This is a genomic window from Pseudomonas poae RE*1-1-14 (genome assembly GCF_000336465.1).
In the GTDB taxonomy this organism is placed as follows: domain Bacteria; phylum Pseudomonadota; class Gammaproteobacteria; order Pseudomonadales; family Pseudomonadaceae; genus Aquipseudomonas; species Aquipseudomonas poae.
The window spans coordinates 2,883,207-2,902,199 of record NC_020209.1 but is presented as its reverse complement, the minus strand read 5'-3'; the positions used below and the strand labels follow the sequence as shown (position 1 = coordinate 2,902,199).

The window sequence follows — 18,993 nt, the reverse complement described above, 5'->3', positions numbered from 1 at the left end:
CCACGGTAGCGCCACGTCTCACGCCGGGGGCAATGCTGGCGTCGGCTCCGGCGACCCGGTGTCGTTTTCATCCTCGCTGATGGTGTACCAAGCCCAGTAAGTGGTTTGTCGTACCGTTGCGTTGGCGGTCAGGGTGCGTACAGGTCGGCCCAGAGGGTCGTACAGCTGGGTGTCGCTGTGCCAAAGCTTACGCAAGGGTTCAGCATTGACGAAGTGATGGCGATCGCTGAAGAACGGCCGGTAAATACGCACGATACGGCCTTCGAGGCTGTAGTCGGTGCGTTCACTGACGCACCAGCGCGGGTCGGCGTGTGCGGTTCGCAGCGCACTGTTTTGAATCGCCGGGTCGCCATTGTCCGCCATCACATACGCGGGCCCGGGCTCGGCTTTTTGCGTGCGCTGCAAGGTGCGGCCAGCACCGTCCTGGAACGCGAGCGTCATGTGGATGATTCGCGCCTCGTCGCCCGGGTAACGGTCCGCCGCCAGTTCCAGGCTGTGCACCGGCGTGCGGCGCGCTTGCTTGATCAACGCCGATAAGGCCCGCTCGGACTCTGTCAACTGGCGCGACCTGGCTTTGAGGTAAGGGCGGGCGGCGCTGCGGATGTGCCCATCGGGCAGCAAGTAACGCCGCTTGATCCACTCGGGGCGTATCTGCTGCCCGGCGATGCTGCCCATCCAACTGAACACTGCGTAACAGGCGGCGCGGGCTGCGTGGCCCAGTACGGTTTCAGGCCTCTGGATAGCGTCTTCGACAGAGGTGTGCAAAGCCGTGTCGGCGGCCGTCAATGCGCCGAAGCCGACCTGCGTGCCAGACTCATTGCCCATGACGCTTCTGGCAATCACGCGTCCGAACGCATCCAGCAGCGCTTGCTGCACTGTGCCGTTGGCGTCGGTCAGCTTGACCGGTTGCAACAGGCGATAGTCATGGTGCAGTTGCGTCACGCAGCCGTCGGCCTGTTTGACTTCAATGATCTGACAGTCGTAAGGGTCGTGGGTCACGCTGGTCTCATCCTCGGCCTGGGTCAGGCGCCAGGCGTGCAGGCGATAAAAATGCTTGGCGTTGCGGTAGCGGGGGAACTGTCGGCGGATGGACCAGAGGGTGGGCGGCGTTTGGCGTTCCTCATCACTGGCGCAAAAAAACACCGTCATGGCCTGATAGCCGATTTCCTTCAAGCGCTTCGGCAGGTCCCAGGCGGGTTGGCCCGGCATGCGAGGGATGGCTTGCAGAGCCTGCAACGCGGCGGCGTCCAGTTCAGCGGTTTCCAGGTAACTGGTCAGTGCCTGGAACGTGGCCACGCCTGGTTCAAGCACCTGGCCTTTGCCGCCAGGCTCGCGGTAGTGCTGCACCGACAAGCCGCTCAGTTGCCGGGGCGCCCGCGGCCCGATTGGACCTGATTGCGCCTGGATAAACCCTTCATAGCTGATGGCATGAGTGTTCAAGCCTGACGGTGGCAGGCCCTTGGGCAATGTCCAGGCATTACTGCGTTGCCGGTAGGGCAGGGCCAACTGCCATTGATCCTCCTGGGTATGGTGAATCCACTGCGCCAGGGTTTCGCTCAGGTAATACTGTTGTTGCGCCGTGTCGTGGGTATCGCGCCACCATTGCTGCGGGTGGGCGTCGGTCAGCACATCAGGCGGCGGATCGTCCGGTGTCTTGCGGCGGGCATGATGGACCGTGACGCCATGCACCAGGCTGCCATAGGCATCCCAGCGCAAATTGAGCCGATGCTCGCAAACCGGATCGTCTGCGACCTGTTCGTAGAGAGATGTCACCGTTTCCACTTCAAGGGGCAGCATGCGCGCCCGTTGCAGCGCGCCGGATACCGGTGCCAATTGACGCACCAGGTAACGATGGTGTTGCACGGAGTACGGCACGGCGCCTGGCGGATCGAGGGCGAATACTTCCACCCGCAACGGCAAACCTCTGAGGGCGCGGGTTGCGTCACGCACGGCCTGGGATGAAGGGCGGGTGATCAAGCGGTCGTGATGAGCGGTGGGCTCGGCCGCTCCGGCGCCGGCCTCATAGCTTGCCAACAGCGTGGGCCCCAGGGTGACGCTGTGCCGGTCGTGGGCGCTGTAGCCGTCACCGGGGCTGTCAAGGGACTGGCCGGTGTGAAACCAGCGCTTGCTCAACAGGCTACGCGTGTGACTTGCGTGGTAGGCGGTTTCGCGATCGCTTTGCAGCAAAAGGCCGAAGCCGTTAAAGGTTCGCTCGTCAGGGTCGTAATACGCCCGTCGGTACTGATACCGCTGGATCAGCGCGCCACCGGTGGTCTCGTCGCGCTGTTCATGGGTTTTCACCAGGTCCAGTGCGAACGGCAGTCGGCTGACGGCAGGTTTGCCCTGGTGAAGAAGTTCCTGTTTTTCGTCGAGCCATTCCTGGGCACTGCTGCGGTAGGTGATGCGGGCTTTTGCGCCGAGGTTGTTGTAGAGGTAGCGAAGCAAGCCGGGTCTTTTATTGAAAAAGTCGTAGCGCCAATGCTGTGGGCGTGGATGCATGACACTGATGATCAGGCTGACCAGGCCCTGCCCGCGTATATCCACCACACTGACCTGACACAAAGCGTCATACGCCACACCGGATGGCCAGGGCAATTTCAACGGGGTGCCGGCAAAGCCCTTGCTGCCCTTGTTGAGGTAGATGCTGAGCGCGTCGTGAGACAGGTAAAGAAGGTCGGCGCCGCCGTAGCCGTTCAGGTCGGCCAGCACGATATTGGCCGCGTTGAACGTTGCTTCGCGAAAGGGCAGGGCCGTCAGCACTCGTCCTTTGCCGAACCTGCCGCGCCCCAGATTGGGCCAATACTTGATCTCGTCATGGCGGATGCGCACCAGGTGTTGCTGACCACTGCCCAGTATGTCGCTGAAACCGACCCAGTCACGCGCAGACGATGTCACGGTGGGCAAATCGTCACCGTCGATGCGGTGTGGCAGGTCGATGCCTGCGGCAAACCCGCCCGCCTGTTGATTGGCATACAAACGCACGCTGCGCGGGCCTACCAGGGCCATGTCGGCAAAGCCGCTGCCCAACATGTCGGCAAACATCGCGTCCGCGTGCAAGTACTCTGCGGGAAACGCGTCAAACGGCACGAAGCCGGCTGCTTCCGATTGCGCGCCCAACCTGAAAAAGCCACTCAGGCCGGGTCGCGCCAGGACCCACTCCAGCCGGCCATCGCCGTCCACATCCAGCAGCGTCTGATAGACGGGCCGCAGTGTGTCGGCCATGGCGCTGATGGGTATCGCCTCAGGCGGCGCGTAGGTGATTGCGTCTGCGTTTGCGCGGTTTTCATCCCGTTGCGGGGCGCGGTAAAACCAGGCGTTATCGCCCCGGTAAAACAGCCCCGGTAACCCTTCGCCGTACAGGTCCACCACTTGATAGCGTTGCCCGTCATTAAGACCTGGGAAATCCTCAAGGCGTTGATAGCGACCTTTGTTCAGCTTCAGCCGGGCACTTTGATAATGAAACTCCTGGGGCGGCAAGGACGCGAGCTGGCCCTGGCTATCGACGGCTTGCTCGTGTACGGCAATCAGTCGGCAGGGGGCGGCGGGTTGATGCTCAAGCAACAGTCGCTTGACCAGCACCGGGGCCGGGCCCATGGCCGATTCGGCGGGAAAGCAGTGGAACATCAGGATTTGCCGACACAGGCGTTGGGTGCGCAGTTCAAAGCCGTAGGCGTAGCTGGAAAATGCATCCTGACGTACAGGCCAGAGACCGGGCGAGGTGTAGGGCGGCACCTGATCCATGGCCGTGCTGCGTTGCCCGTAGTCGAGCAGCAGGTGAAAGTGCCAGTCCTGACGTGAGAGGACATCGGCATGCAGCAGATACAGCGTCTCCTTTTCCCTGGCCTTGACGTTGCCGTAATACACCGCGTGCAGGTAGTGCTGCGCCCGGCAATCGTAGGGAAAGGTGTGAGCCTTGGTTTCGCGCAGGTAGTGGTAGCCGATATGTTCGCCGTGGCGATTGAGACTTTCCTCCAGCCACCATTGCGCCACTTGATCGGGCGCATCGGGATTGGCAATGCGTGCCGAGGCCGTCTTGCCATACACATGCTGACTGCCATCGCGCGCCTGTATCAGCCAGAAACCCACGGCGTCAGCGGCTGTGCGCCAGTGTTCGATGCGCGCGAAGTCGCTTTCGACTGCGGGGAAGTAGCGGGTGACGGTGCAGGGAGCAGGCAGCGGTAATTGGTTGAAGCGCTCGCGCCGGCGCTGCAGTGGCGTGCCGTTGGCGTCGCATTCGGGCATCCAGGTCTGCGCGTCGGGTCCCAGGATGCTATCGGCTGCGGTATAGCTCGGCACGCCGCGCCGGGTGCAGCGGGTGATGGCGCCTAGGTTCAGCTCCCAACCGAACCCGTACGGGCTGTTGCCTGCGCCGCTGCGGTAGAGCAAGGCCAACGTCGGCGCATAACCCCTGCCGGCGGAAACGGGCAGGGGGATTGCCAAGGTTGCCGTACCGTTGGCGCCGACAGAACCCCAGTCGCTGCTTCTGGCTTTGACAGCGCTGCCGGCGTCGGGCAGCGACGGCACGCTGAGGGGCGACGGGGTCGCCTCTGGTGTCTTCATGGCGTGCTCCTGCCGGGACGTGCGGTGTAGCGCACATGGAGGATGATGTCGCTGATCGATTCCAACAGGCGCTTTTGCAGTGCGGGTTGGGGAAAAATCAGGCTCCAGGACGACACCGCACCGGTGTATTCAAAGGGCAGGTAGCGCGGGTCGTTATCGAAATTGAGAGTCAGCAGGCCGTTGTCATCCAGGCCCCGTGACAAGGCGATTTGCTGGTGCGCCCGCCAGTCTTTCCTGAAGCTTCCATCGGGCATGTGCAGTTCGTTGCTGGTTTGGGTCAGCATCGCCTTGATGTCTTCATAAGGGCCGAGGGTCGCGGGCAGCGACACACTGATGTGCTTGATGCGGCGCAGTGTGTGGCCTGGGTAGTCCTCGTCGAACAGGGCAGGGGTGAGATCAAAGAACAAGGTGCCGTTGGCGACCAGCGTTGCCTTGTGATCTGCCCAGGTTTTGCCCGAAGGCGGTTGTTTTTCGGCATCATCAGGGCTGGCCGCCGTCTCGATCAGACGGTGACGCAGCGATACGGTCTTGCTGATTTCCAGTTCCCGTGGGGTGTGTTGCAGGTACGCCGTGCTCATGCGCACCAGATTCAATTTCAGCGATTCTGCGCTCAGCAGTCCGCGGGAGGCGTGGTGCCAGCTATCGCCCTTGAAAAACTGTCGATTGTCAGCGGTTTCATATTGCCAGCAGGCCTCGGCGGCCAGACACAGTGATTGCACGCTGTCGTAAAGCGCGTAATAGAAAGTGCCCAACCGAGCATTGAGCCATTGATAAAGCTGGGCCTGGGAAAAACGTCGGCCGAGCGCCTGGTAGGTCGTCCTGGCCTGTGCCAGTGCGCTGCGGGCACTGCGCAATTGCAGGCGGGTGGCTTTTTCCTGTTCTGCCTGGGTCTGCAGCAGGGCATCGATCTGGGCCAATTCCAGCTGCGCCTGTTGCTCGGCGTGGCTCCACTCCTGGGCGCGGCGATTGAATTGCTCGGCACGGTCCAGATCATTGCCGATGGCGCGCGCAGCGTTGGCCTCACCCTGAGCGAAGGCCTGGAAGGCATGAAACGCGCCTTCCCAGCGCATGCCGCCGCTCGAGGTGCCGAAGATATTCGGCGCGAGCATCGCTGCGCCGGCGCCTACGCCGGCAATGGCGACTTTTCGTTCCCACGCGGCGCTGTCCAGATAATGCTGGCCAGCGGCGGTTTCGCCAGGGCTGATGCCGTCGTGCAGCCTCAGCGTCAGGAAGTCCAGGCGCGCCTTGATCACCTCGCGGCTGCGGCGCAATGCTTCGCGGTTTTTCTCATCAATGGCCAGCGCCTGGATTTGCTGGGTCACGACCCCTTCTGCGAGTTCCCAGGCGTGCTGCTGTTGCAGCTCGAGCAATTGCGCCTGCTCCTTGCGTTCGATCAGCGTGAGCAAGGTACTGCCGAACTGCGCCAGGCTGTCTACCGCGCTCTGGGCATGGCTTGCCAGGGTCTGGAAACGGTAGTGACCGACTTCCGGGCGCAGCAGTTGCAGGGTGCTGTCGCCAGCGGCGCCACTCTGCGCATGTCGCGCCAACAATGCTGCGGGGTCCAGCGGCGGGGCAAACAGCGACTGGCGTATGGGCTTGCCGTTGATGTCCAAGTGATTGCGCAGCCCGTGCAGGCGACTTTCCAGGGCGTCCCAGCGGGTAACCAGGTGTGTGTTCAGAGGACGGTAGAGGTGCGGGCTGTCTTTGAGCCAAGTGCGCTGGCCCGGTGTTTTGCAGTGTGGGAGAAGCGTCTTGGTGTGGGCCGGGTCACGTTCAAGCGCACGTAGTGTCTTTGAGGCGGCGCTGGCCAGTTCATCCAGTGAAAGTGGGGTCCAGGTATCGGCACGGGTAACAGTTGCGCGCATGCCCATCAGGTTGCTGGCCTGCCTGTACCAGAGCCTGGCTTCGACCAGATGGTCAGGGCTCAATTGTCGATAGGCGGCGTCGCCGCGGTTGAGCAGTATGTCCACATGGAGCAGGCTCAGGGCCTTGCGCAGGTACAACGGGAAACTGAGCGCCTTGTAATGTGCACTGTCGGGGTGCTGGCAGGTGTAGCTCAGTTCAGGCGGCTGGCTGTTCAGCCCGTACAGCGTGCCGGCTTGGGGATGGCTGGGATCGAGCAGGTAATGCAGCCATGTTCGTGCGTGCGCGTATTGCTGTTGCTGGTTGAAGTAATGGGCGATGGTCCAGGGCAGGTAGATAAACAGTTCACGAAAGTATTTGCCGTGTGCACCCTGCAAGTCCAGGGGGTGGGGCGCAAGGTCTGCAGGCAGCGGCGGTTCTGTCCAGGCGGCGAGGGGCTTGGAAAACAGCGGATCAAGGCTCGGCGTGGCCGACTCGATCAACTGTCGCGCAAAGCAGGTGTTGAGCCGGATCGCCGGGATCCTCGGGCTGGTGCGCGCGGGAAACTCCAGGAACTCGATGTTGCCGGCCCCCAGGCTTTGCTGGCGACGAATGCCGGGTGCTTGCGGCGGCTCGGAGTCGGCATGGACGGTGCTCAACGTGCAGGTGACGGCCTTGAGTGCGTAGCCAAGCACTGTCATCCCGTTGCCTGCACTCTCCAGCGTGATGACGCCATGGATGACCGTGACGGATGACAGGTCTCTCCCGTTGGGTAGTTTTATCCGCGCCGTTGCACTGTGTCCGGGCGGCAATTCCGGTGCGGAGTCCGCCTCGCTTTCATGTTCGCTGTTGGAGAGATTGAGGATAAGGGCGGTGTTGTTGTTAATGGCTTCGGGCGCCGGGATATCAGCCAGCTTGGACTGCAGAATGACGTGTTTGTAGGCGCGAGTATTGGACCTTGCCGATTCGAACTCGACCCTCAGGTCACTCATGAAGTGCAGCTTCTTAATCGCCTTTTCATCGCCGGGCAGGTGATAACCGCTATAGCGGTCAAGAACCATCAGGAACTTTTCCTGAGGGTGGTCATATAAGTAAATGAACAGGTTTCGGTTAAGGCGCTTGCCTTCCAGAGCGTATTCAAAGACGTTGACGGTGGCGTTTGCATCGTGCCCGGGTCTTGGGTCCGGTATCTGTTTGGACTGATGGGTAAGGGTCAACAGGACCGAGCCACTGTCATAAAGCGCGTTGGAAAAGCTCTTGCCCGTCCTGATGGATTTAAAAAACATTGCATGGTGCGTTACGGCTTCGGCGCTCGCCACCTCAGCCTGCAGGGTCAGGTGCGAGCCTCTGGCCAGTTCAATTTCGGTGGTGGCTGGATCGTGCAATGCCGAGTTGGTGACCAGGGTAATGCTTGCTTGACCGGATTCTTGTTTGAAGGTGAGCGTGTAAGTCTGCTGAAAGCTGGTTGACGTTTTTGAAGTAAACACAATCTCGCCGGTGCTGGCGTCATACGTGGTGCCGGTGGTATCTGCAGGCGCTATCGCCTGGCTCCTGGTTTCAAAGTCCCAGCTTTGCATGGTGCCGGGCGGATGCAGCACGGGTGCCAGATTGATTACCTTGTTATCTTGCTCGCCCGCAGGCTGCACCTGGAACTGCAGGTTGTGTTTGTTGATGTCCAGAAACAACGTGAAGTACCGACTGGCAAACGGGGGCAACACGGTGCTTGAAAAGATATTGTCCTTGTCAGGCCCCCCCAGCAAGGCCGTCTGCAAGGGGTTTTTTACCGAGGCGTCAAACGCTTCCAGCAGGCGTATGGTTTCCCGTGCAACCGCCGAGCCCGGCACGAGTGTGTATCTGTCCGGGCTGGCGCCGGAGGCGACGGTCTGGATGTTCAGGGACTGATCCACGGAAATGGCCTGGAAGAATGCCCCCAGGAGCGAGGCACCGTCATTGCGGGAACTGGCTTGTATACCGAGAAACAATGAAGGCGGGGAGCGACTGTCCATCACCGCCACGGTGTGCGTGATGTGCTTGAGTTGCGTGAGGGACAGCGCATTGATGTCCTGGGTCACGCAGTGTGTTTCCAGACCCGTGTGCGGAAGACTCCAGCTGCCGTCGAGTTTTTTGTAGGAAAAGCAAAGACGGAATTTCACGAACCGGCTGTTCAGCCACTCCGCCATGCGGTGTTTTTCGCCCTCATCCTGAGCGTCGGGATCCACGTCATCAGCGTTCTGGAATGCATTATGGGGCGCAGGTTTTACGCACTCGGCCCACACGATGAACAGGCGTTTATCGCACAGCACCGGGCGAATGCTGTGAGGGGGCGTGTCGGCGGAAAACGTCAGGTTGATTTTTTCCCAGTCGCTCCAGGCCAGGGGCGAGGGTGCCTTCGGGTTGATGCTGGAGCGTTGCGACAGGTCCAGTGAGCGCCAGTAATAGAGGTCATCCGTGGCGGCCTTGCCGACGAAGTAATAAGTGCTGGCTTCCAGGGCCCGTGTGTCCCCGTCAATGTAACCGTTGAGGGTCTGGATACTGGCGATGCGCTCAAAGCGCGACAGGTAGTTTTGTACCGCATTGCGCACGGTGTCGGGCTGCATTCGGTTCTGATTGAGGTCATTCTCCAGTTGTTCGAAGCTCGCGCTTTTGTCCTCGCGCAGCGTGGGGTCCAGGAAGTTGTGCGGGTGATAACGCAACTGCTGCCTGGCGCTCCAAACGGGGTAAGTGCTCAGGGACTCCTGCCAGTCGCGGGCTTCGTCGGGCGACATGCCCTGGGTTTCATAACCGGGTTCAAGGCCCAGGTGAATCCGATTGATGTACTGCTGCAGGCTCGCGATGGCACTGGCCACCGGACTGCTTGGCACCGCCTGGCTGACCTGCACATCCAGCAGCCAATAGTCGTGCAGGTCGTTGAGGGTGCGCAGTGAGTTTTTCAGCGGCGCGCTGATGCAGCGAGTCAGGTAGTAACTGAGCATGGCATCGCGGCGGGCCTCACTGAGGTTTGAGTGGATCTCGGACATAGTCATTCCCTGAATATGCAGGTTGAAAAAAACATCATTGGTGTGCGCCGATCACGGCTTCGCCCACGGACTTCCACTGGCTGAATGGACTGGCAGTGTTCAGTTCGCAGGCGTCGAGCAGTGTCTGGCTGGAGAGCCGAGTGCGCGCACAGGCTTGTCGGCAACGCATGATCCAATCCAGTTCATCCATGGACCGGACCATGCCGTGGGGGAGGGTCATGGCGAGCGCTTCCAGTTCTGTTTCGCTCCAGCCCAGCCAATGGCTCAATTGGGCTGTAAGCGAAGGAGTGCGCGCACCGGCGGCTTTGGTATTGGCGTGCCGGAAGTATTCCAGAAGCGTCTCTTGCGCCAGGTCATGGTTGTCGCAGAAGTCCCTGAAACGCCGTAGAAAATAGACGGTGCCGAGGTTCAATTCGATTACGCCGTTGGGTAGATTTTTGCTGTCAAGCCAGCGCGGATTGAGCAGCAACGCATGCAAGGTGGCGTTGCTCACCGGTAACGCCAACAGGCTGGCGATATCCTTGCCCAGCAGGATCAGGTGGTGGAGCGTGAGCCGCTGCAGGGGAGCCGCGGCGGTGATCTTCAAAAAGCTGGAGTACATCAGAAACAGTGCGTGGGCATCGCGCGCTGGCACCGGGCTTGTCTGCAGTTGTATCCACTGCTCGGTCGTTGGGCTATCGCCGTCGGTCAGTGGCAGCTTACTGAGCGAGGCCTGCAGCGAGTCGGTCAACCGCGCCAGCGTCGGGTTGTCAATGATCGGCTCCGCCAGCAGTTGCTGACGCAATTGCGGCACGCTGGTGTGGTTGTCCTTGAGCCAGGTGACCGCCCAGTCCAACTGCATGAGTACGTCGAGCACGTCTATCGACGCTTCACCGTTCGCACGCAATCTGGGGGTGGTCAGCAGGCTCCAGGTGGCAGGTCCGAGCAGATCGGCCAGTTGTTTGCAATGCAGCGCAGACAAGCCGAAAACCTTCGGGATATGGGCTTGCCGGTAGATAGAGGAGTAAGTGGCAAGGTCTCTTCTGGGAGGGGCCGCACCCAACAACAATTCCAGGGAATCCGGCGTATCGGTTAATCCCAGCGCCTGGCAAAGATGCTGGCGCGTCGGTGCATCGAAGGGCTCGCCATCCAGCGGCAGCGGCTGCTCGGCCACCGGATTGCGGTTGAACACTTGATCGAACAAGGGCTGTTCGTTGGCGCTGGCCTGCACCGGCAACTGATCCAGCCATGCGCAGAATTCCAGCGGCGACAGGCTGTAGCGTCGGCTGAGGTAGCGATAGACGCCCAGCACACGCAGGGTGTTGTGGTTGAGTGACGATGGGTTTGCGGTATTTGCTTCACAGGCCCTGGCGCTGACGATCAGGGTGTCCAGTTCGCAGAAAGACAGACCGCACCCGTTGTGCAGTCGGATCATCCGTTGCATGCGATCGAACCGTTCGGCTGACCCATGCAGCAGCGTCGTGACGTTGTCGACGGTGGCGACGGCCATCGGGATAGCGCCGCTGCCGTTGATGTAGCGGGCGCCAAAGTTCGCCAGGGTCTGACCCTTGGCCGAAGGGGAGGCGTGGGGGGCGAAGCTGTTCTGGGCCAGAAGCGCTTGCAACTGAACGCTGTCCAAGCCTGTACAGCGCAGGAGTGGGTCGATCCGGGTGGGGAAAACCGTCTCGCCGGCCCCGGGTGGCTGTGACCAGTTGAAGTGCGTGGCGAGCAGTGCCACAGCGTCGAGCGGGGGTTGCCGCAACAGGCTCTGTTGTGTCGGGTTCAATTCGCTCAGCAGGCACTGCGCGTCATCGTTACGGCTGACGACATCGGCTTGGGTCGCGCTGTCGGCTGCATTGAGCGGCGCTCGTTTGCCGATTCGATGGTTCAATTCTCCCGGCCCATAACCGGTGCCCGACAGGCCGAGGCGGCATTGATAGTGATGATGGTGATAGGGCTGCGTCAGCGGGTAGTGCTGCTCGCTAAGCAGCAGGTGCAGGTCCTGCCCAGGCTGATGCTGGCGGATCTGCTCGCGTAGCACGTCATCGATAATCGACAGCATCGGGCGCTGGCGAAACGTTGCGTCGTGGTCGATGAGCAGGTTTTGCAGATCCGGGCGCCGCACGCCCAGGGGGATTCTCTTCTCGTTTGGGGCGCCCTTGTTCTCCAGATGCATCGCGAACAGGTACAGGGTGCGCAAGTAGGCCACCGGCGAGTCGACGGCGGCGATGGCGTGCGGGTCGCAAACATCTTCCCAGTTCTCTTCCAGCAGGCTGGAATAGGGCGACCCAAGCTCGCGTTTACTGCGTTTAAGCGCGGGGTCGACGGTGAATTGCTGTTGGTCGCACAGCCACTGCAACTGCGTGGTGAAGGACAGCGCTTTGTCGTAAGCCTGAGCGCCATCGTCATCATTGAACCTGGCCAGTTCCTTGATGAATTGGGCTTTGGGTAAAGCAGCGATTGCAACGACATCGGTAATGTTGAGGCGCTTCAAGGCGGTGATGAAATCGAGCCTGCCTGGGCCAGGTGTGACGGGGTTTTCCATCAGCCTGTCCAGTAAGGGACTGTTCGAAGTTTCCATGTCGACGATCTTCCAGTAAGCCCAAAAGTGGATCCATTGGGCGACGCAAGACGCTATCACTGCGATTGTTCGCAACGAGGTCGGCCAGTGCCGACAGGGCTCAGGAGAATTGTCAGCGGCTGAGTGTCGATGCGGTGACGCTGCGGTTTTGTTAGACTGCGCGCCGCGCCGGTCACCGGCGTCCTTTTGCATCCGGTTCACCCCTTACGAGGGTAGCCACCTGGAGAGAACACCCATGACCCAACCGATTGTCGTGGCGGCACTGTACAAGTTCGTCACCCTCGAAGATTACGTCGCTCTGCGCGAGCCACTGCTGCAGGCAATGGTCGACAACGGCATCAAGGGCACCCTGCTGATTGCCGAAGAAGGCATCAACGGCACCGTGTCCGGCAGCCGCGAAGGGATTGACGGCCTGATCGCCTGGCTGAAAAAGGACCCGCGCATGGTCGACATCGACCACAAGGAATCCTACTGCGACGACCAGCCGTTCTACCGCACCAAGGTCAAGCTCAAGAAAGAGATCGTGACCCTGGGCGTCGAAGGCGTCGACCCGAACAAAAAGGTCGGCACCTACGTTGAACCGCAGGACTGGAACGCGCTGATCAGCGACCCCGAAGTACTGTTGATCGACACCCGCAACGATTACGAAGTGTCCATCGGCACCTTCGAAGGCGCGATTGACCCGAAGACCACCAGCTTTCGCGAGTTTCCCGACTACATCAAGGCCCACTTCGACCCGGCGATACACAAGAAGGTCGCCATGTTCTGCACCGGCGGCATTCGCTGCGAGAAGGCCTCCAGCTTCATGCTCAGCGAGGGCTTCGATGAGGTCTATCACCTCAAGGGCGGCATCCTCAAGTACCTCGAAGAGGTGCCGCAGGCAGAGACCAAATGGCAGGGCGACTGCTTTGTGTTCGACAACCGGGTAACCGTGCGTCACGACTTGAGCAAGGGCGACTACGATCAGTGTCACGCCTGCCGCACACCGGTCAGCGTTGAAGACCGCGCATCCGAACACTACGTGGCCGGCATCAGTTGTCCACATTGCTGGGATAAGCTGCCGGAGAAAACCCGTCGCAGTGCCATCGACCGGCAGAAGCAGATCGAGCTGGCCAAGGCCCGCAACCTGCCGCACCCGATTGGCTTCAACTACAAGCAAACCCCTTCCGAGGCCTGACCCATGTCCGCGCGCCTGCTCTATGTGATGGACCCGATGTGTTCCTGGTGCTGGGGCTTTGCGCCGGTGGCGCAGGCGCTGGTTGAGCAGGCCCAGGCGGCCGGCGTGGATGTGCACCTGGTGGTGGGCGGGCTGCGCACCGGCAGTGGCGCGGCGCTGGAGCCGACCACCCGGCGCTACATCCTTGAACACTGGCAGGCCGTCACCGACGCCACCGGCCAGCCGTTCAAGCGCGAAGGCGCGTTGCCCGATGGCTTTGTCTACGACACCGAACCCGCTTGCCGCGCCATCGTCACCGCGCGCGGCCTGGCGGCCGATTGCGCGTGGACCCTGCTGGGGCTGATCCAGCGCGCGTTTTATGTCGAGGGCCGCGATGTGACCCTTGCCAGCGTGCTGGTGGAGTTGGCCGAGCAGGCGGGCATCCCGCGCATCGAATTTGCCGGTGCCTTCGACCGCGCCGAGCAGCATGCGGCGACGGCAGCGGATTTCAGTTGGGTGCAAGACCTGGGCATCGCCGGTTTCCCGACGCTGCTGGCCGAGCGCGACGGTCAACTGGCCTTGCTGACCAACGGCTACCAGCCGTTGTCCGAGCTTTCGCCGTTGTTGAGCCGATGGCTTGAGCGAGCCGCCAGTGCCTGAGCTGTCTGCCCGCATCGACCGCCTGACCTGGGCGGAAATCCGCCGCCTGGCCCTGCGTCACAAGAAATCCCTGTGGATCGCCAATGGCGTCGCTGTGCTGGCGACCCTGTGCAGCGTGCCGATTCCCTTGCTGCTGCCGCTGCTGGTGGACGAAGTGCTGCTGGGCAGCGGCGATGCCGCACTCAAGGTGATGAACCACGCATTGCCTTTGGGTTGGCAAAAAGCGGCAGGCTACATCGGCCTGATGCTGCTGGTGACCCTGACCCTGCGCTGCGGCGCACTGGTGTTCAACGTGGTGCAGGCGCGCCTGTTTGCGCGGTTGGCCAAGGACATCGTTTACCGCATCCGCGTGCGCCTGATCGAACGCCTCAAGCGCATCTCCCTGGGCGAGTATGAAAGCCTGGGCAGCGGCACCGTGACTACGCACCTGGTCACCGATCTGGATACGCTGGACAAATTTGTCGGCGAAACCCTCAGCCGCTTTCTGGTGGCCATGCTGACGCTGGTGGGCACTTCGGCGATCCTGGTGTGGATGCACTGGCAGCTGGCGCTGTTGATCCTGCTGTTCAACCCGCTGGTGATCTACTTCACGGTGCAGTTGGGCAAGCGCGTCAAGCACCTCAAGAAGCTGGAAAACGACAGCACCTCGCGCTTCACCCAGGCGCTGACCGAAACCCTGGATGCCATCCAGGAAGTGCGCGCCGGCAATCGCCAGGGCTTCTTCCTTGGGCGCCTGGGCCAGCGTGCCCGGGAAGTGCGTGACTACGCGATCCACTCGCAATGGAAAACCGATGCCTCCAGCCGCGCCAGTGGCCTGTTGTTCCAGTTCGGCATCGATATTTTCCGCGCAGCGGCGATGCTCACGGTGCTGTTTTCCGACCTGTCCATCGGCCAGATGCTGGCGGTGTTCAGCTACCTGTGGTTCATGATCGGCCCGGTGGAACAGTTGCTGAACCTGCAATACGCCTACTATGCGGCGGGCGGTGCGCTGACGCGGATCAACGAGTTGCTGGCGCGTGCCGACGAGCCGCAGTATGCCGGTGGCGAAGACCCGTTCAGCGGGCGCAAGACGGTCGGTATCGAGGTGCGCGACCTTGATTTTGGCTATGGCGAAGACCTTGTGTTGAACCAGTTGAACCTGACCATCGCACCCGGTGAAAAAGTCGCGATTGTCGGCGCCAGCGGCGGCGGTAAAAGCACCCTGGTGCAACTGCTGCTCGGGCTCTATACGGCGCAGGCCGGCAGTATCCGATTCGGCGGTGCAACCCAGCAGGCCATTGGCCTTGAAACCATCCGCGAAAACGTCGCAGTGGTGCTGCAGCATCCGGCACTGTTCAACGATACGGTGCGCGCCAACCTGACCATGGGCCGCGAGCGCAGCGATGAGGCCTGCTGGCAGGCCCTGGAAATTGCTCAACTGGACGTGACCGTCAAGGCGCTGCCCCTGGGCTTGGACAGTGTGGTGGGGCGCTCTGGCGTGCGCTTTTCCGGCGGGCAGCGCCAGCGGCTGGCAATCGCGCGCATGGTGCTGGCCGAACCCAAGGTGGTGATACTCGACGAGGCCACCTCGGCGCTGGACGCGGCGACCGAGTACAACCTGCATCAGGCGCTGGCGCGGTTTCTCAGCGGGCGTACTACACTGATCATCGCCCACCGTCTGTCGGCGGTGAAACAAGCTGATCGAGTATTGGTCTTTGATGGCGGTCACATTGCCGAAGATGGCGACCACCAGCAACTGATCGCTGATGGCGGGCTTTACGCCAAACTTTACGGGCACCTGCAACAAGTGCGTTGAATTGGCCTAGGCTGAGCTATCGGAAGCGAATTTTCGCGTGCTTACCCAGCAGTGCATGTGCAAGGGACTTCATGAAGCAAAAGCGGACTTTAGGAACGCCACGGCTATTGGGCATCGTCTGGCCCTTCATCGCCGTTGTACTGTTTCAGGCACTGTTAGGCTGTCTCAGTCTGTATGTGCTGTCGGCGGTGCGTGGCTATGTGGCAGGTGAAAGCTTGTGGTCCAAGGGCCAGAAGGACGCCATCTATTACCTGACGCTCTACGCCGATAACCGTGACGCAGCCACCTACCTCAAATATCAGCAAGCCTTTGCCGTGCCTCAAGGCGGGCATGAACTGCGCATCGCGCTCGACCAGCCCGTGCCGGACGTCGAGGCTGCCCGCCAGGGTATCCTCAAGGGTGGCAATCACCCGGATGACGTGTCCAGCCTGATATGGCTGTACCTCAACTTTCGTCATTTCAGCTACCTGGAAAAAGCCATCGAGCTGTGGACGGTGGGCGATGGCTACCTGCTGCAGTTGGATGATCTGGCCCGCTCGATGCAAGGCGCGATCAGCAGCGGCCAGGTCAGCGAGGACGATGTGCGGCGCTGGAAGGCGCATATTTTTGCGATCAACGATGGTGTGACGCCAGCGGCCATGGCCTTCAGTGATGCCTTGGGCGAAGGGTCGCGGATGATCCTGCGGCTGCTGTTGATCACCAACCTGGCCACGGCCCTGGTATTGATCGCGCTGGCGCTGCTGCGCACGCACAAGCTGCTGACCCAGCGTCACGCGTTCGCCGATGCGCTGCAACTGGAAAGGGAGCGCGCGCAGATCACCCTGGAGTCGATCGGCGACGGCGTCATCACCACCGATGTCGATGGCGCGATCACCTACCTCAATCCGGCTGCCGAAGCGCTCACCCACTGGACCTCGGCCAAGGCCCAGGGCTTGCCGCTGGCGGCGTTGTTCAAGCTGCTGGATGAAAATCCCGAGCCCGATGGTTTTACCTTGATCGAACACATCATCAAGGGCCAGCTCAGTGGCGGCAGTGATCATTCCACGTTGATTCAGCGCCTGGATGGCAGCACTGTTTCGGTGACTCTGGTGGGGGCGCCGATCCGCAGCGCCGGCAAAGTCAGTGGCGCGGTGCTGGTGCTGCACGACATGACCCAGGAGCGCCAATACATCGCCAACCTGTCGTGGCAGGCGACCCACGATGCCTTGACCGGCCTGGCCAACCGCCGCGAGTTCGAGTACCGCCTGGAGCAGGTGTTGCAGCAATCGGGGCGCCAACCCCATGCACGGCATGCCCTGATGTTCCTTGACCTGGACCAGTTCAAGCTGGTCAACGACACCTGCGGGCATGCGGCCGGTGACGAACTGCTGCGGCATATCTGCGCGTTGCTGCAATCGGACCTGCGTGAAGAAGATACCCTGGCGCGACTGGGTGGCGACGAGTTCGGCATCCTGCTGGAGAACTGCCCGGCACCGGTGGCGGAAAAAATCGCCGAAAGCCTGCGTCACACCGTGCAAAGTCTGCATTTCGTGTGGAAGGGCCGGCCGTTCATGACCACCGTGAGCATCGGCCTGGTGCACATCACCAGCACGCCCACCACCCTGGAGACCTCGTTGCGCACTGCCGACATGGCTTGCTACATGGCCAAGGAAAAAGGCCGCAACCGCGTGCAGGTCTACCACGCCGACGACTCCGAGCTGTCCATGCGCTTTGGTGAAATGGCCTGGGTGCAGCGTCTGCATATGGCCCTGGAAGAGGATCGCTTTTGCCTGTATGCCCAGGAAATCGCGCCGCTGGGTCAAACGGAGGGTGGCAGCGGCCACATCGAAATCCTGCTGCGCCTGCACGATGAAGCCGGCCGCATCATCCTGCCGGACAGTTTCATTCCGGCGGCAGAACGTTACGGGCTGATGACGTCCCTGGACCGTTGGGTGGTGGAAAACGTGTTCAAGATTATCGCCCGCTGCCTGCATGAGCGCCCGGGCCGGCCCATGGCGATGTGTGCGATCAATCTGTCAGGCATTACCATTGGCGATGATGATTTTCTCGGCTTTTTACGTGAGAAATTCAACACTTACAGTGTTCCACCGGAAATGATTTGTTTTGAAATAACCGAGACCAGCGCTATCGCCAATTTGGGCAGTGCCATCCGCTTTATTAATGAACTCAAAGCCTTAGGTTGCCACTTTTCCCTGGACGACTTTTGCGCCGGAATGTCCTCATTCGCTTATCTGAAACATTTACCTGTAGACTTCCTGAAGATCGATGGAAGTTTCGTAAAGGATATGCTGGACGACCCGATTAACCGTGCCATGGTCGAAGTGATCAACCATATTGGCCATGTCATGGGTAAGCGCACAATTGCCGAGTTTGTGGAGACACCCCAGATCGAACAGGCGTTACTGGAGATTGGTGTGGATTACGCTCAGGGCTACCTGATTGAACGCCCGCAATTGTTTACCTTCGATAGCTTGCAGTGCCGACCCGCGCGGCCGCAGCCACTGTTATTCAAGGCGCCCGGCACATTCCGCTGAAACATTTGCTGGTCTGTACAATCACACTTAAAAAGGAGCCCTACAGTGATCGACACATTCAACCGAACCGGCCCGCTTATGGAAGCCTCAAGTTACCCCGCCTGGGCGCAACAACTGATCCAGGACTGTAGCGAGAGCAAGCGCCGGGTTGTCGAACACGAACTGTATCAGCGCATGCGCGACAATACGCTCAGCGCCAAAACCATGCGTCACTACCTGATTGGTGGCTGGCCCGTGGTGGAACAGTTTGCCTTGTACATGGCACAAAACCTCACCAAAACCAAGTTCGCGCGCCATCCTGGGGAGGATATGGCGCGACGTTGGCTGATGCGCAATATTCGTGTGGAGCTTAACCACGCCGACTATTGGGTTCACTGGGCGCGTGCCCATGGCGTCAGTCTCGAAGAGCTGCAGGCGCAAAACGTACCGCCGGAGTTGCACGCACTGAGCCATTGGTGCTGGCACACCAGTTCCTCCGACGCGTTGATCGTCGCGATTGCCGCCACCAACTATGCGATCGAGGGGGCGACCGGGGAGTGGTCCGCTGTGGTGTGTTCAACCGGCGTCTATGCGGCGGCCTTCCCTGAGGAAGACCGCAAGCGGGCGATGAAGTGGCTGAAGATGCATGCCCAGTACGACGATGCTCACCCATGGGAAGCGCTCGAAATCATCTGCACCCTGGCCGGCATGAACCCGACCAGGGCGCTGCAGGAAGAGCTGCGCCAGGCGGTGTGCAAGAGCTACGACTACATGTACCTGTTCCTGGAAAGCTGCATGCGCCTGGAGCAGGAAACAGCGCCGGTAGTCGCCCGCGAACGCCCGGTACGCGTGGCCAGTCAGGCCTGATGTAAATCGCGGTGGCGGGGGAC

8 protein-coding genes are annotated in these 18,993 nt (G+C 60.9%); 5 read left to right on the top strand and 3 right to left on the bottom strand.

Annotated features, from left to right (window positions below):
- Window positions 1-18 precede the first annotated feature (18 nt).
- Genes H045_RS12510 through H045_RS12500 form a run of 3 tightly spaced genes read right to left on the bottom strand, consistent with a single transcriptional unit; the run spans window position 19 to window position 12,171 of the window.
- Window positions 19-4,560 (bottom strand): SpvB/TcaC N-terminal domain-containing protein, encoded by a 4,542-nt coding sequence (locus H045_RS12510; protein WP_015372547.1) that lies wholly within the window; start codon window positions 4,558-4,560, stop codon window positions 19-21.
- Window positions 4,557-9,419 (bottom strand): Tc toxin subunit A-related protein, encoded by a 4,863-nt coding sequence (locus tag H045_RS12505; protein ID WP_015372546.1) that lies wholly within the window; start codon window positions 9,417-9,419, stop codon window positions 4,557-4,559. The genes H045_RS12510 and H045_RS12505 overlap by 4 nt, the downstream gene beginning before the upstream one ends.
- Window positions 9,420-9,453: 34 nt before the next feature.
- Entirely contained in the window at window positions 9,454-12,171 is a 2,718-nt protein-coding gene (locus H045_RS12500) for a Tc toxin subunit A (protein WP_244159674.1), read from the bottom strand.
- 43 nt (window positions 12,172-12,214) lie between these two features.
- Between H045_RS12500 and trhO the strand changes: the two genes are divergently transcribed.
- The 5 genes from trhO (at window position 12,215) to H045_RS12475 (ending at window position 18,970) form a co-directional block, all read left to right on the top strand.
- Window positions 12,215-13,156: an oxygen-dependent tRNA uridine(34) hydroxylase TrhO gene (gene trhO, locus H045_RS12495; RefSeq protein ID WP_015372544.1), complete on the top strand. Its 942-nt coding sequence runs from the start codon at window positions 12,215-12,217 to the stop codon at window positions 13,154-13,156.
- A 3-nt stretch (window positions 13,157-13,159) separates the two neighbouring features.
- A complete protein-coding gene (locus H045_RS12490) occupies window positions 13,160-13,795 on the top strand; it encodes a DsbA family protein (protein WP_015372543.1) in 636 nt (211 codons plus the stop codon).
- Between the two features lies 1 nt (window position 13,796).
- Window positions 13,797-15,590: an ABC transporter ATP-binding protein gene (locus H045_RS12485; protein WP_167325125.1), complete on the top strand. Its 1,794-nt coding sequence runs from the start codon at window positions 13,797-13,799 to the stop codon at window positions 15,588-15,590.
- Window positions 15,591-15,661: 71 nt separating this feature from the next.
- Window positions 15,662-18,124, top strand: a complete 2,463-nt coding sequence (locus tag H045_RS12480) for an EAL domain-containing protein (protein ID WP_015372542.1) — start codon at window positions 15,662-15,664, stop codon at window positions 18,122-18,124.
- A 78-nt stretch (window positions 18,125-18,202) separates the two neighbouring features.
- Window positions 18,203-18,970 carry an iron-containing redox enzyme family protein gene (locus H045_RS12475; RefSeq protein WP_186351050.1) on the top strand — a complete coding sequence of 256 codons (768 nt, stop codon included), beginning with the start codon at window positions 18,203-18,205 and terminating at the stop codon, window positions 18,968-18,970.
- Window positions 18,971-18,993: the final 23 nt, after the last annotated feature.

Bases quoted from the DNA above. Each gene is read 5' to 3' on its own strand.
- H045_RS12490 (WP_015372543.1), top strand. From the start codon at position 13,160: ATGTCCGCGCGCCTGCTCTATGTGATGGACCCGATGTGTTCCTGGTGC.
- trhO (WP_015372544.1), top strand. From the start codon at position 12,215: ATGACCCAACCGATTGTCGTGGCGGCACTGTACAAGTTCGTCACCCTC.
- H045_RS12510 (WP_015372547.1), bottom strand. From the start codon at position 4,560: ATGAAGACACCAGAGGCGACCCCGTCGCCCCTCAGCGTGCCGTCGCTG.
- H045_RS12505 (WP_015372546.1), bottom strand. From the start codon at position 9,419: ATGTCCGAGATCCACTCAAACCTCAGTGAGGCCCGCCGCGATGCCATG.
- H045_RS12500 (WP_244159674.1), bottom strand. From the start codon at position 12,171: ATGCAAAAGGACGCCGGTGACCGGCGCGGCGCGCAGTCTAACAAAACC.
- H045_RS12475 (WP_186351050.1), top strand. From the start codon at position 18,203: ATGGAAGCCTCAAGTTACCCCGCCTGGGCGCAACAACTGATCCAGGAC.
- H045_RS12480 (WP_015372542.1), top strand. From the start codon at position 15,662: ATGAAGCAAAAGCGGACTTTAGGAACGCCACGGCTATTGGGCATCGTC.